This is a genomic window from uncultured Gemella sp. (assembly GCF_963525875.1).
Taxonomy (GTDB): Bacteria; Bacillota; Bacilli; order Staphylococcales; family Gemellaceae; genus Gemella.
Window position 1 is genome coordinate 14,422 of sequence record NZ_CAURMG010000002.1, and the last position, 14,359, is coordinate 28,780.

17 protein-coding genes are annotated in these 14,359 nt (G+C 29.2%); 1 reads left to right on the plus strand and 16 read right to left on the minus strand.

The window, feature by feature from the left end; translation table 11 throughout:
- Positions 1-78: 78 nt before the first annotated feature.
- The 14 genes from dusB to RWQ73_RS00530 form a co-directional block, all read right to left on the minus strand.
- Positions 79-1,086 carry a tRNA dihydrouridine synthase DusB gene (gene dusB / locus RWQ73_RS00465; RefSeq protein WP_314406148.1) on the minus strand — a complete coding sequence of 336 codons (1,008 nt, stop codon included), beginning with the start codon at positions 1,084-1,086 and terminating at the stop codon, positions 79-81.
- 16 nt (positions 1,087-1,102) lie between these two features.
- Positions 1,103-1,576 (minus strand): 2-amino-4-hydroxy-6-hydroxymethyldihydropteridine diphosphokinase, encoded by a 474-nt coding sequence (gene folK, locus RWQ73_RS00470; RefSeq protein WP_314406149.1) that lies wholly within the window; start codon positions 1,574-1,576, stop codon positions 1,103-1,105.
- Positions 1,576-1,956, minus strand: a complete 381-nt coding sequence (gene folB / locus RWQ73_RS00475; RefSeq protein WP_314406150.1) for a dihydroneopterin aldolase — start codon at positions 1,954-1,956, stop codon at positions 1,576-1,578. The genes folK and folB overlap by 1 nt, the downstream gene beginning before the upstream one ends.
- A 255-nt stretch (positions 1,957-2,211) precedes the next feature.
- A complete protein-coding gene (locus RWQ73_RS00480; protein WP_314406151.1) occupies positions 2,212-4,848 on the minus strand; it encodes an endonuclease/exonuclease/phosphatase family protein in 2,637 nt (878 codons plus the stop codon).
- Between the two features lie 247 nt (positions 4,849-5,095).
- Positions 5,096-5,629 (minus strand): PBECR4 domain-containing protein, encoded by a 534-nt coding sequence (locus RWQ73_RS00485; RefSeq protein WP_314406152.1) that lies wholly within the window; start codon positions 5,627-5,629, stop codon positions 5,096-5,098.
- 350 nt (positions 5,630-5,979) lie between these two features.
- The gene (locus RWQ73_RS00490; RefSeq protein ID WP_314406153.1) at positions 5,980-6,516 is read right to left on the minus strand and encodes a hypothetical protein; all 537 of its coding nucleotides are present in this window, start codon (positions 6,514-6,516) and stop codon (positions 5,980-5,982) included.
- A gap of 90 nt (positions 6,517-6,606) precedes the next feature.
- Positions 6,607-7,167: an MFS transporter gene (locus RWQ73_RS00495; protein WP_314406154.1), complete on the minus strand. Its 561-nt coding sequence runs from the start codon at positions 7,165-7,167 to the stop codon at positions 6,607-6,609.
- The gene (locus RWQ73_RS00500) at positions 7,160-7,426 is read right to left on the minus strand and encodes a DUF2087 domain-containing protein (protein WP_314406155.1); all 267 of its coding nucleotides are present in this window, start codon (positions 7,424-7,426) and stop codon (positions 7,160-7,162) included. The genes RWQ73_RS00495 and RWQ73_RS00500 overlap by 8 nt, the downstream gene beginning before the upstream one ends.
- A 144-nt stretch (positions 7,427-7,570) precedes the next feature.
- The gene (locus RWQ73_RS00505; RefSeq protein ID WP_314406156.1) at positions 7,571-7,939 is read right to left on the minus strand and encodes a single-stranded DNA-binding protein; all 369 of its coding nucleotides are present in this window, start codon (positions 7,937-7,939) and stop codon (positions 7,571-7,573) included.
- Positions 7,940-8,005: 66 nt separating this feature from the next.
- Positions 8,006-8,290, minus strand: a complete 285-nt coding sequence (locus RWQ73_RS00510; RefSeq protein WP_314406157.1) for a cupin domain-containing protein — start codon at positions 8,288-8,290, stop codon at positions 8,006-8,008.
- 66 nt (positions 8,291-8,356) lie between these two features.
- Positions 8,357-9,112, minus strand: coding sequence for a class I SAM-dependent methyltransferase (locus RWQ73_RS00515; protein WP_314406158.1), 756 nt, complete (start codon positions 9,110-9,112; stop codon positions 8,357-8,359).
- 114 nt (positions 9,113-9,226) lie between these two features.
- On the minus strand, positions 9,227-9,871 hold the full coding sequence (locus RWQ73_RS00520) for an NAD(P)H-binding protein (protein WP_314406159.1): 645 nt from the start codon (positions 9,869-9,871) through the stop codon (positions 9,227-9,229).
- Between the two features lie 12 nt (positions 9,872-9,883).
- Entirely contained in the window at positions 9,884-10,243 is a 360-nt protein-coding gene (locus RWQ73_RS00525; protein WP_314406161.1) for a DUF1304 domain-containing protein, read from the minus strand.
- 14 nt (positions 10,244-10,257) lie between these two features.
- The gene (locus RWQ73_RS00530; protein WP_314406162.1) at positions 10,258-10,677 is read right to left on the minus strand and encodes a MarR family transcriptional regulator; all 420 of its coding nucleotides are present in this window, start codon (positions 10,675-10,677) and stop codon (positions 10,258-10,260) included.
- A gap of 293 nt (positions 10,678-10,970) precedes the next feature.
- Here RWQ73_RS00530 and pgtP point away from each other — a divergent pair, with 293 nt between their 5' ends.
- On the plus strand, positions 10,971-12,308 hold the full coding sequence (gene pgtP / locus RWQ73_RS00535; RefSeq protein ID WP_314406163.1) for a phosphoglycerate transporter protein PgtP: 1,338 nt from the start codon (positions 10,971-10,973) through the stop codon (positions 12,306-12,308).
- A gap of 68 nt (positions 12,309-12,376) precedes the next feature.
- Here the strand turns inward: pgtP and RWQ73_RS00540 are convergent, their stop codons facing one another.
- Positions 12,377-12,994 (minus strand): response regulator transcription factor, encoded by a 618-nt coding sequence (locus RWQ73_RS00540; protein WP_314406165.1) that lies wholly within the window; start codon positions 12,992-12,994, stop codon positions 12,377-12,379.
- Positions 12,975-14,357, minus strand: coding sequence for a histidine kinase (locus RWQ73_RS00545; RefSeq protein WP_314406166.1), 1,383 nt, complete (start codon positions 14,355-14,357; stop codon positions 12,975-12,977). Before RWQ73_RS00545 ends, RWQ73_RS00540 begins: the two co-directional genes overlap by 20 nt.
- Positions 14,358-14,359 lie beyond the last annotated feature (2 nt).

Below are 14,359 nucleotides of genomic sequence, written 5' to 3' on the forward strand. Positions count from 1 at the left end.
AAAAAAGAAATTATGCATTTCTTTGCATAATCTCTTTTATTTTATTTTTCTATATAGCTTTAATTAAAATTCAACACATTAAATAATAATTTCTTTTTTCGAAGTTACTATACCTGATTCAAGAAAATCTAGAAATTCACCGAATAAATGTTCCATTTCTGCATATGTATTTAAAGTATTTAACTCTTTTTTCACCTTAGCTCCACCTTTAATACCTTTCATGTAATATGCAGCATGTTTTCTCATTTCATGAACAGCTACTTTTTCAGGTTTAATTTCCATAAGTCTTCTCAAGTGAAGTAAACATACGTCTATTTTTTCTCTTGGCGTTGGTTCGTCAGTTAATTCTCCTGTTTCTAAGTACTTAACTGTACGATATAACATCCACGGATTCCCTAATGCAGCACGCCCAATCATTACCGCATCACAATTAGTATCATCTAACATTTTTTTAGCTAGTTCAGGAGACGTAACATCACCATTTCCTATTACTGGTATTTTCAATTCTTTCTTTACATCACGAATAACATCCCAGTTTGCTTTACCACTGTACATTTGAACTTTTGTTCTACCATGGATAGCTATAGCACTAGCACCAGCTCTTTCAGCGTTTCTAGCATTATCCATAATGAAGATATGCTCATCATCCCATCCCATACGCATTTTTACTGTTACTGGCTTAGAAACAGAATCAACTAATCTCGCTATTACTTCATATACCTTATCTGGATCAAGAAGTAGCTTACTACCCGCATCAACTTTAGTAATTTTCGGTACTGGACACCCCATATTTAAGTCAATAATATCAGCTTCTGTATTTTTATCAACATACTTAGCAGCTTCTACCAAAGTTTCGATTTCTCCTCCAAAAATCTGTAAACTCAATGGACGTTCTCTTGGATCGATATATAGCATATTCATAGTTTTTTTATTGTTGAATAAAATAGCTTTATCACTAACCATTTCTGCACACACTAATCCCGCTCCAAACTCTTTAGCTGTTAAACGGAAGGCAGCATTACAAACACCTGCCATAGGGGCTAATACTACTCTATTAGGTATTTCAATTTCTCTAATTTTAAACATTCTTTATCCTTTCTTTTTACAATTTTTCTTTATATACACTTATAGGTTCTGTTATTTTTTCTAATGATTCTTTAATATTTTTTCCGGCTATCTTAATATTACCGTACATTTCTGCTAAAGGAGCTAAAACAAAGTTTCTTTCATGAATATACTTATGTGGAACAACAAGTCTATCATCATTAAAAATTAAATTATTAAAAGCAATTATGTCTATATCTATAGTTCTATTTCCCCAATGTTCTTTACGAACACGACCTAGTTCTAGTTCTATTTTCTGAATGGTATCTAACAATTCATATGCACCTAATGAAGTTTTTACCTCTATACACATATTTAAAAAGTCTTGATTAGCCACCCCACCCCAAGCAGGTGTTTCATAAACACTACTTTGCAGTTTAATTTTCAAATTATTAGCTTCTATTTTTTTTAGTGCTTCTTTTAAATACTGTTCTCTTGGTTCTATGTTTGTTCCTAATGCTAAAATAATCATTATAATTTATAGAACTCCTCACGTAATATTTCCACTTTCACACCACATTGTTCAAAATGATAACTTATAGGTGCAGCTGGTTTATTAACTTTTAACCTAATCTTTTCAATCTGAGGAAATTCATTAAAGATATTCTTAAGAATCTCTCCTGCCAAACGTTCTAATAAATTAAAAGTGTTAATAGTGGCTGTATTTACTACCACATCTGCAATATCAGCATAGCTAATACTATCCGTCATTTCATCACTAAATAAAGCTTTTTGATAATTAAGCTCACATTCAATATCAAAAATAAACTTCTGCCCAAGTTTGTTCTCTTCTTCAAATAATCCATGATTAGCAAATATTTCTAGATTATTTATAAATAACTTTGTTTTCATGATCAATACCCCTCAATCATTATTTTGCTTAACTATAAAATTTTAACATATTTCTAGTTATTTCTCTAATAATTATACTCGCTTAAAATAGATTTTCATAAAAAAGACTTGAAAATAATAATTTTATAAAATCTTATTCTCAAGTCTTTTTAACATGCATTATTAGATAGTAAATAGAGTATTTAAATCTCAATATTATAAATAATACATATATTCTTTATTTATATTAAATTTTTTATATCTTAATCTTAATAGTTATTTAGAAAGTTTACGTCTGACTGCAAGTCCAACTAAAGCAATTAATCCTAATCCTGCCACTTCTGTACTTGAAGAATTTATACCAGTATTTGGTAATATTCTATCTTTTTTATCATCCTGAACTTTAGAAGTTTCTTGTGATATTTTATTTGTAGCAACTGTTCGTGCACTATTATTATTTACATGAACTGATGGAACTGATGATTGAGCTGCAATAACAAATGTGCTGAAGTGATTTGTATTGAAAGTAAGTTTTCCATCTGTATATGAAGTTTCTTTTATTTCTTCTAATACACTATCTTTAACGTGATACACTTTCAATTGTTGATTTTCATCTTTAGCCACTGCTAAAGTAACAACACGATTTTCACCTGTAGCTTTTAGTTCTTTACCATCTTTATCTTCAAAGTGAAGTTCTAAAGTTCTTACTACATTTAATTCTGAATTAAGTCCTTTAACTAATTCTTTTATTTTTTTAGCTCTTTCTCCTGTAATATCTTGAGCAACAAATTTACCAACATTGTTGATTTTCGATTCATCATATTTAACTGAGACTGTTACTCCATCAGCTAATCTAACAGTGCGTACATAATCTTCTCCTATTTTTTCAGAAGTAGCTATATTAGTAGAATCTTTTGGACTTTCAGGGTTAACTGTATTTACTGATGTTCCTGGTTGAACTGGAGTTGTTGGATTTAATCCAGGTAATACTGGAGCTGTTGGTTTACTAAAGTCGATTTGAACAACTACAGGATCGTGGTCAGAAGCACGCCCATGCTCTTCCATAAATGAAGCATTGATATGTACAGGAGAGAATACTACTTTATCCTTGATATTTTTAGAAATTAAAATATTATCTAAACTTTGGTTACTTCCACGGTAGAAGTATGAGTATCTATCTCCTTGTTCATGTTCAGCCATTAAGTTAACAAGTTCATCTCCTACGATTGTTTTCACACTATCTGAGAATTCGAAATCATTGAAGTCTCCAGTAAGAACAAATTTCAAGTTAGGATTTTGACGTAATCCTTCTTTAATGAAGGCATTTAGAATTTTAGCCTCTTCAATACGTTTTGCTTTTGTATTTTCTACTGATGGTTGGTTAGAACCATAGATTGCATCATCACCTAATTTTGATTTTAAGTGGTTTGCAATTACTACTATTCTTTCACCTTTAAATTCAAATTCAGCAGCTAATGATTTTCTAACTTTCTCAAAATGAACACTTGTTGGATCAATTCTCGCTGGGTTTTTCTCAAGGTGACCATTTACAAAACGTGCTGCTTCTTCACTTCCACCTTTTTCTTTACCGATTAGTGTTACTCTATTAGGATTATATAAATAAGCTACCCTAATGTTAGCGCCTGGTTTACCACCGTCTTTTCCATCAACTGGAGCGATTTCAGTGTATTTATAATCTGGTCCACCAAGACTCTTAATTCTTTGAGCTAATTTCTCCCCACTCTTAACTCCATCAACAGTTCCGTCATTAACTCCACCATTGTTATCTTGAACTTCAATTAGAGTAATAATATCAGGACTATGAACTTCCTTGATAAATGAATTAGCAATTTTATCAACTTTTTCCTCTGGAGTTTCATCGTGACCATTGTTATTTGCTGAGAAGTTTTCAATGTTATATGAAGCGATAGTCAATTTATCTTCAGCTGGATAAATTTTTGAAACTTCACGTTTTAATCCACCATCTTGTATTGTCGGTACACTACTTGGATCAATTTTATACGTTTTATTTTTATATGTAACTACTCCTGAAATATTTTCATTAAAGTAGTCTTTTGCTTTTGCTACAAATGAATTTCCTACAGTTATTGGTAGTACTTCTGTATTTTGAACTCCTGGACGAAGATTCACTCCGCCAATATTATTAAGTTTTTGCCCTTTGTAATCTCCTGGTAATACATAAATATCACCTTTATATTGTGGACCTGTAACTTTAGGTTTAGTCACTTCTACAAGCATTCCCTCTAGACTTTCCCAGTAATCTAATGCTTCTGTCTCTGGACTATATTTTGTTGGAGTATTATCCACTATATCTTTAGGCATTTTTTCAGAAATATTTAATGCTTTCGGTAAGTCTGCTTTTCCTAATTTTGTTATAGTTGCGTTAATGATTTGAGTAACTGTTAAACTACCCGCTGGTTTTTTAAAAGTCTGTCCTGGTTTTACAGAGTATTCTTCCATATAACCTTCTTTAACAGTACCTTGAACTTTTAATAGGTCACCTGATTCTACTTTATCTTTTGAAGCAACATAGACTGCATCAGATGTTCGTGGATTATTATCAGAAACTTTATCTTGAACATAGAAACCTGTTTTATCAGTTTTTGTAACAACAACATTGTTAATAATTACTTCTTTTCCAGCTAAAGGACTTTCATGACTTTCTCCTTGTACTTCACCTACGTTCTTCACTTCTTTTGGAGCAGTTACTTGAGCTGCTGGCGCAGTTGCTCCTGCCGGTGTAACTTCATTTTTATCTGTTGTAGCTGGAGCAACTACTTCTGTCTTTACTTCTGCCGCAGAAACTTCATTTACTTCTGCAGATAAGTAAGTCGCACCTGCTCCTCCTAATACTGCACTTGCTAATAATATTGATAATTTGTATTTTTTCACAATATGAACTCCTTGTATATAAGTTTATGCTAATTATTTTACTATTAATTTAGTTAATAAGCAATATCAATTGTGCACCTTTTTTAAAAAAAATAGAGTTACTCGATAAAATCGTAATTTTGAAGAAAACGATTTTGTCGAGTCACCCCTTGCAAAGTTTATTAGATATCTAAAAAGCTTTTATAAATCAAATTTAGATATCAATAAACCACTACATCTATTATTTTCATATAAATTTTTTTAAAATTTAGGACTCTTGTGCTACCCTTAACCATTTAACGTTTAAAATTTTTGTTTGCTTAAAGGTTTTATATGTTGCCTTCCCTCTACCTTCGTGTAATGTAGTTGGAACAAAAATATTATTATATATTTTTCTTAATCCAAAGACTATATACTTATCTTCATCTTCTTTATAAAAAACAACTGATAATTTCATCGTATTTTTTCTTAAATCTTTATCTAAAATACAATAATTATATTTATTATCAATAAAGATCTCACCTATAAAATCATAGTGGTTAATTCTAGCTAATACTTCTCTAAATTCTCTATGTTTTTTATATTTAAATAAATCAAATCTGTTATTTTCTAATTTTTCTATGGTTTCATTTGCCTTATAACTAGTTATTTTATGGATTCCAAATAAATGATGTAAATCTAAAACATTGAATTTAACTATAAAATAATTCAATTTCTTGTAATTTGTTTCAACTTTACAAATATTACCATGAAATTTTCCTTTATAATCTTCATACAATCTTCTTAAAGTAACATTATCCATTTTTTCTCCATTAATAATGAAAAATTAAGCACGGATTAGAAATAGACTCTAATCGGGTCTCACGATTAGTCTTAGGTCTTCCTGACTAACTCCCTACTGTTGTGCTTCTTAGGCTTGTCTCAAGGGAACAGTTCTTAAGCTCTGCCAAGCAGTGCAATGTGCTTCTATTACACTTCTATATCGCTATAGATTACCATTAATGGGTCGAGATTGTTAAATATGACTTAAAATGTCCTCTTCATCTCTAAACTAATTTTAGTATAAACTTCTTTCTTTGTCAACTTTTCATATTAATTCAATAGAGAGTATATATTTCCCTCTTAAAATACCAATAAGAACTATGTTTAGCCTTATTTATCAGTCAACTTTCTCCTCAATTCAACGATAATAAATGATATAATAACTAAACCTACCATTCCTATAAAGACTAACCAAGTATTTTCTATTCCAACCTTATCAGTCAGTACTCCATTTACAGATAATAATACTGCTACAATGATAGATTCAAAAGTATAAAATATAGAAACTGTAGTCGTTCTATTTTCATCACTTTTCACCAAATATTTATGCATAAATACATTAATCTGTATGCTCATTAAAGTGAAAAATACAATGTACATCATAAATAATGCAAACTTAGCATATACATTTTGAATAAAAATAAACATTAATAGCATTCCAATATTTACTACTACAAATAAATATAAAATTCTTAGCTTCGATAATTTATCTGATAGTTTTTCGTATATAACACTTCCTAACATTCCACTAACCGATATACCAACCCAAATATATCCGATAATATCAGTGTCTATCTTTTCAAATACAGCTTGCCACTGGTTTGATGGACCAAGATCTAAGATAGAAGGAATAACAAACAGTAACATAAGAAATACACTACTTTTTATATATAGCGTCTCTTTTAACGAATTTTTCACCGTAACAAGTGAATCTTTTAACTTCTCAAAAGATATTTTTTATGTCTGTTCTAATTTTTTCATAAAAATGTATGTAAATAAAAACGAAATAATAAAAACTACCATACTTAAAATTATCGACAAACTTTTATAGTAAACATACGCGTACTTAGTACTAATAAATCCTATTACCGCAGAGAAAAATAGTGAATAAAGTGAATTTCTAGAAAGAACTTTATCTATATCTATTTCTTCATTATTTTTATTGTTCACATTGACCAACCAACTTGTTAATGTCCCTGAGTGAAACGATTCAGAAATTGCAGATAATATCGCAGATATATATAATAATATTAAACTATTGCTAAGCAGTAGGGCTAAACCTAATACTTTAAAAATCATACTAAATAATATACTGTTTTTTGCCCCTATATTATCGGTGATTGCACCACACGGAAGCTCAGTCATAAAAGACGCTAACCAAAAAATTGATAGATATAACCCGACTTCGGCAAAAGAAAAATCTTTCGATAGCAAGTAAATATATAAAATAGGATTAAAGAAAGATTGTCCGATTATAAATAAAATACTATATAAATAATAAAATTTTGTATTATTCATCTTCTTCCCCTACAATTCTATACATTCTTCCATAATTATCTCTTTCTAAGAACTTATAATCAACTAAATATCTTCTAATAAGTGAATAATCCGGATAAATCTCCTTAATTGCTTCATTTAACTCTTTCTCAGTAAACTCTAATGATTTTTCCTTTAACATCTCCAAAACTATTTGAAGTACAGGTATTTTATTCTTTTCTTTTTTTGGAATTGTTGTCAATCTCTCATCTTTAAAATATTTTACTTTGATTTCTTCCATAAAGCCACTTCCTTTCTATTAATAAATTTTATTTTTTTATATATTATTATATGAAAAAAATAAAAAAATGTAAACATAAAAACAAATCTCTAACACAGTTTAACCTATGTTAGAGATTTATGCAATCTAAATTAGTATTTAATTTTATTGACCCAAGACAAATACGTCTTCTGACTCTTTTTCTTCTTTTTTTGTTCCTTTGCTTAAAAAAGAAACTTTATTAGCGATAATAGCCATTTGATAATGTGTTACCCCATTTTTATCTGTATAGACATTATTATTCAAACTTCCAACTATATTCAGTAAGCTTCCTTTATCACAGTATTTTACAGTATTTTCTGCAGTTTTCCCAAAAGTTGTAAATTCAAAAAATTCTGTATCATAATTACCGTCTTTATTTTTAAAATCAGACTGCACCGCTAACGTTGCTTTAATATAATTTACTTTCTTATCACTTTCTTTTAATTCTGGTTTTTTTACTAGTCTTCCTATTAATATTACTTGATTTAGCATTATATATCCTCCCTTAAAAATAATAATTTAGATTGCTATAAAAACACTTGGAAGACTATTTTTTTATTATTTATGAATTAATGTTACAAATACTTCTCCATCTTGTAAAAACTCAGCATTAATGTAATTATCCCCATCAAAATGAAGCACTTTACCTGGTTTTACAACATGGACTTCTTCATCATTTAAGTACACCTTAACCTCCCCTTTAACACAAGTAAATATTACTAATGCTTCTGGATGGTTATGTTTTGGAATTGTATCACCTTTTTTCCCAATTTTTTTTACTAATTTAAATCTGTCATTTTTCTTTAACAATCCCGCTTCTTCAAAAATTACTCCTACACTCATACTAATTCTCCTTATTTTAATTTTATATCTATAAATATTTCCTATATAAACGTTTTCTTACTCTTATTATAAAACTTTTTTGTTAACAAAACAAATAAAATTCATGTCTTTTTCTAATTTTTTGAAGGTTTTTCCCATTTTAACAAATTGCTTTCTATTATCTTTTTTAAAACCGTTTTTAATTATTCTTAATGAATTTAGCACTCCTTCATCTGCCAGTAGTCCTGATACTGTAAGTAGCGTTAGTTTATCATGCATATTATTGACCGTTTTAAATCCTACATCTTCAAATAGTGATAGCCAATCCTCTTTAGATAATGGCGATACATTTACATTAATCGCATCAGATAATTGATTTGTAGTTTCCTCATAATTGTTCAATAATAAGATATCATGAGTCAAGAGTAATCCTCCTGGCTTCAATACCCTATAATACTCATTTAATGCTTTTGCCTTACTCTTATTACTAAACATAGTTAACATCGCTTCATTAATAATATAATCAAAACTATTATCCGAAAATTCTAAATGAAAGGCATCAGCTCTAATAAATTCAATATTCCTAAGATTATTTTTCGCCGCCTCTAGTTGTGCTTCTAATATTGCTACTTTATCCACGTCTATTCCTATAAAATTAGTTTTTGGATATTGTTTAGCTAAAGCAATCAGATTCACTCCTTTATTACAAGCAACCTCTAATATTCTATCACCTTTTTTAAACTCTATATGGGCTAATAAAAAATTGGTACCTTTAATTCCGCCAGGTCTTAATCTAGTTTTACCTAAATTTTTTAAAAATTTGTGTCCCATTTCCTTTTTCATAATATCACTCCTTAATATATGTTATACTTATATTGTACAATAAGATAAATAGAAAATCTAGAAATAAATGATAATTACTATCGATTATTTCTAGATAATTTAGTTTAATTCCTTTTAAAAATGATTATATGTATATGTTCCTTGCTCCTTATTTTCTACCGCAAAGCGAACAATTTCTTTACCTAATACATCAACTTCTATAGGACTATATTTTTTAGACTTTCCTTTTAATACAAATTGAAAAATTGGTGCTACCTTCATAAATATTTCTTCTAAAAACCTTTTATCATCGCGCTTGCTTATAAGGAGTGATGGTTGAAAAATTCTTAAAACACCAAGATTCATTTCCTTTAATTTATCCTCTAACTCACCCTTTAACGAATTATAAAAATTTTTTGAATTACTATTCGCTCCTATAGCAGAAACAACATTAAAACTTCTCACTTTTCCTTCACAAAGTTTAGCGAAGTTCACAGTATAATCAACATCAATCTTTCTTTGATTTTCCTTTGAACCTGCTATTTTTATCGTTGTTCCAAGACTAGCAAAAACATCGGACTTAACTAATATACTAGTATTAAAATCTATCTTTTCAAAATCTATAATTATTTTAGTTAGTTTATTATCATCAGGAAGTTTTTTTATTGATTTTCTTCCTAGAACATAAACCTTTGTATAAAAACCATCTGCTAATATATTCTTTAATATCTCTTTTCCTACCGCTCCAGTAGCACCAATAATTATCGCTGTTTTTTTCATTCTTATACCTCTCTAAAATAATAATGAAATTAAAGCTAAGATTGGTAATCCACCTTGCTTTAATACTATTTTTTTATCACTTGTTAGTCCGCCGTATATTGCAACAAGAATAATGTAAACCAATAACAGTCCTACAATCTCTTTAGGATTTTTCGAGAAAAATGTTCCATATAGAAGTCCAGCTCCTATTAACCCATTATATATACCTTGATTTTTAAATAATGTATTCAAACTAGGTCTTTGTAATTCTTCCTTTGTAATATTAAACACTCTACTTGTACTATCTGAATCTGTAGCAAATGTCTCTAAATACATGATATAGAAAAATAACCCCGCTACTAATACTGTTAAAATTATTGTAATTATACTCATCCTAATACCTCTTTTTAAATTAAATTATTGTTAAACTTTTTAAGTAGTACTATCAACTGTTTTAGATCTTCATCAGTAAATTTATTCCCAAGTATCTGGCTAATATCAGTTTCTTCAGTACATTGGTCTATTTTATTTTTTGATGTTTCTGTAATTCTTACATATACTTCTCTATTATTTGCTTCATTGCGACTTTTTTCCACATATCCCTCTTTTTCTAATTTATTTATATGCCTTGTTATTGCCGCTGCATCTATCTCTAAAATCTTAGATAGCTGTTTTGGTGTAGCTACATCAACTTCATATAAGTATTTAATAATTTGAAATCTTGTTAGGCTTATTCCTAATCTTTCCTCAAAAATGTAAGCAATCTTTCTCTCTAATACTTTCAAATCATGTAGTAAATTCACATATTCTTTTACATCCATTTGCATACTCACCTCTTTCATTGATCAGTCAATCATCATATAATTAATGATACATATTAACAATTGATTTATCAACGATTTAGTTTGTAAGATATTTCCTGACATGAATTGTAAGGTATTTTCTAAAAGAAAAAAACTTTATAAAAAGGCATTTACAAAGGTTTCTTGCTTATATATAATATTTTTATAAGTTAACTTTTTTCAAAAGTAAACTATTTATTAAAAGATTGACGTCAAAACTTCTAATAAAAGAAGTAAAATTTAATTTAATACATTATTGAAGTAAAGGAGGAATTTTTATGTTCTCATTTTTAAAAGCTTCAGCGCCAAAACCGAGAATCGACAGTTCTCGCACTGATGCTGAATATAAAAAACTTCGATGGCAAGTATTCTCAGGAGTGTTTATTGGATATGCAGCATACTATCTAATTAGAAAAAACTTCTCACTTGCTATCCCTTATTTAATTGATCAATACGGTTACTCTAAAGCTGACTTAGGGAAAGTTTCTCTTGCTCTATCATTGGCTTATGGTTTCAGTAAATTCATCATGGGTAACGTTTCAGATAGAAGTAATCCTAAGTACTTTATTACTATTGGTTTAGTTGCTTCTGCTGCTGTCAGCTTAATTTTCGGTCTTGTTCCTGCAGTGCTTTCTTCATTAACATTAATGATTTTCTTATCAGCACTTAACGGATGGTTCCAAGGTATGGGATACCCACCTGGTGCTAAAACAATGACTAACTGGTTCTCTGCTTCTGAGCGTGGTGCCTGGTGGAGTTGGTGGAATGTTTCTCACAACCTTGGTGGTGGATTAATCGGCCCTCTTGCTCTTTTAGGACTTTCAGTTTTTGGTGCTTGGCAATCATTATTCTACTTACCAGCGACTATTGCTATTATCTTAGCAATTATCATGTTCTACCTAATGAAAGATACTCCAGAGTCTGAAGGTTTACCTCCAGTAGATGAATGGAAAGGTGAAAAAATTGTAGAAAAAGTTGAATCTGCTCACACATTATCAGCAAAAGATATCTTCTTTAAATACATTATTAATAATAAATACCTATGGGCTATCGCAGTAGCTAACGTATTCGTATACTTCGTACGTTACGGAATTATTGACTGGGCACCTACTTACTTAAAAGAAGTAAAACACTTCTCTGTTGACAAACAAAGCTGGGCTTATTTCTTATATGAATATGCAGGTATCTTCGGTATGCTAACTAGTGGATACTTAAGTGATAAAGTATTTAAAGGACACCGTGCTCCTCCAATGTTATTATTCTTAACTGGAGTTCTTGTAGCTGTGTTCATTTACTGGAAAAACCCTCCAGGAAACCCATTAGTAGATAATATCTGTCTTGTAGCTATCGGATTCTTAATCTATGGACCTGTTATGATGATTGGTCTTCAAGCAGCAGACTTAGTTCCACGTGTTGCTACGGGTACTGCAACTGGTCTTACTGGTTTATTCGGTTACCTACTTGGATCAGCAAGTGCTGGTTACGTTATGGGTAAACTTGTTGATGTCTTTGGATGGAATGGTGGTTTCTACGCATTAATCGTTTCTTGCGTATTAGCATTTGTATTCATCTCACTAACACTATTCAAAAAAACATCTAAACAGTTAGAAAATTAATAAATAAATATCTCTGTCAGACAAGATTTTTAATCCTCCTTATTCTGATAGAGATATTTTTCTTTTGGTTATAAGATAAGGTTATTTTTTAAATATTCCACTAATTCACTTCTTTTTTTAGTATTTGTTTTTTCCATAAGACGTTTTTTGTATGTATCCACGGTTTTAACACTTAGGAACAATTTCTCTCCAATATCTGTCAGAGTATACCCTTCTACTATATATCTCCCTACTTCTTTTTCTCGTTCACTAAGTTCTATTTCTTTATCTTCTTTAAATAGTTCATAGAAGATTTTAGCATACTTATCATTTAAGTATATTTCGTCTTTTACTATAACTTTCTCAATTGCTTGCAAGATCTCTTCATGAGCAGTGCTTTTTGTTACATATCCCGAAGCTCCCAATCTAAAAGCTTTTTTTATATATGATTTATCTTCATGCATACTTAATATGATTACTTTAGCATCGAGTTTTTTCTCTTTTATAATTTCTAATATATCGTACCCACTACCATCAGGCAATGAAATATCACAGATAAATAAATTATATATATTGTCTTTAATTTTTTCTAAAAATTCAGTTTTACTTGCACAATCATCAATAACACTAATTTTTTCATCATCTTCTAAAAGCACTTTTATACCAATTTTTATTAATTTATGGTCATCAATCAATAATATCTTCATCAACTTTCTCCTCTATCACTTCAGTATTAAATTTACAAGTTAGTATTGTAGAATATTTTTTATTATGTAAAATCTTAAACTCCCCTGAAAAATCTAAGATCCTTTCTTGCATTCCATAAATCCCTAATCGTCCTTCTTTTTTAGCCTTCTCTACACGTTCTTTAGCTAATCCAATACCATTATCGGCAATACTCAAGATAATGTAATCTGCATTCCCATAAAGTTTAATCTGTACTTCTGTTGCACCTGAATGGCGTTTTATATTAGACAACGATTCTTGAATTATACGATAGAGCGTTATATCAAAATTATTATTCTTCCCACCATTATAATTTGTATAAAAATCCACTTCGATATTATATAATTTTTTATAATCATCTATATATTTTATAAGAACTTCTTCTAAACTTAATTCTGAACTTGGTGGTCTTAAATTTACTGCAATATTTCTTATGTTTGTTAAACTATTTTCTATCTCTGTTTGTATTAATAGTAATCTATCTTTTTTTCTTTCATCACTTTCTTTTTCTACAAGATTACTCAATAAAAACAACAAACTTGCTAAAGATTGACTTACCTCGTCATGCAATTCCCTAGAAAGCATTTTCCTTTCTTCTTCTTGAATTCTGAATATTTTGTTTAATAAATAGTTATTCAATTTCTTGTTTTTTCTATTTGACTCAACCATTTCATTAATAGAGCTAACAAGAACATGGAAATCACGGCTATAATTATCTTTTTCTATTTTTTTTCTATAGTCTCCTTCTCTTATAATTTCATCTGTAACTAAAGTTAAATCTTGAACAGGGCGCTCAATCATTTTTGAAATATAGTAAGCAATTATTAACAGCATAAGAAATACCATCATATTTAGAAATAATATTCTTGAAAACTGCGTGTACGTTTTAATATAAATATCTTTTGTGTAAAATCCTATTCTTATATATCCGATATTTACATCATCTATAGGCGAAATATATTCTAATAATTCTCCTCTTGAGCTCTCATATCTTTTAAAACTATTTAATTGATCTGTATTAAATGTTAAAAGCTTCTCTGGAACGCCTTTTAAAGTTTTCCCCAATATATTTTTCTCGTTATCATAAATAATTATATATGCTACCTCTTTATTTACAGATGCACTATGAATTTTTTGATATATTTCATAAGTATTTTCTGTTTTTATGTTCTCTGAAATATTTCCTGATAATTGGTAGTAAGTTTGAGTTATTCTATCTTTCAATGCACTTTCAAGTATATTTTTATTATTAGCATACGTATATACTAGAACAACACTCAAATATACTGTATAAATTACCACAAAAAATATTATAATTTTATTTTTTATCTTCAACTTATCCATTT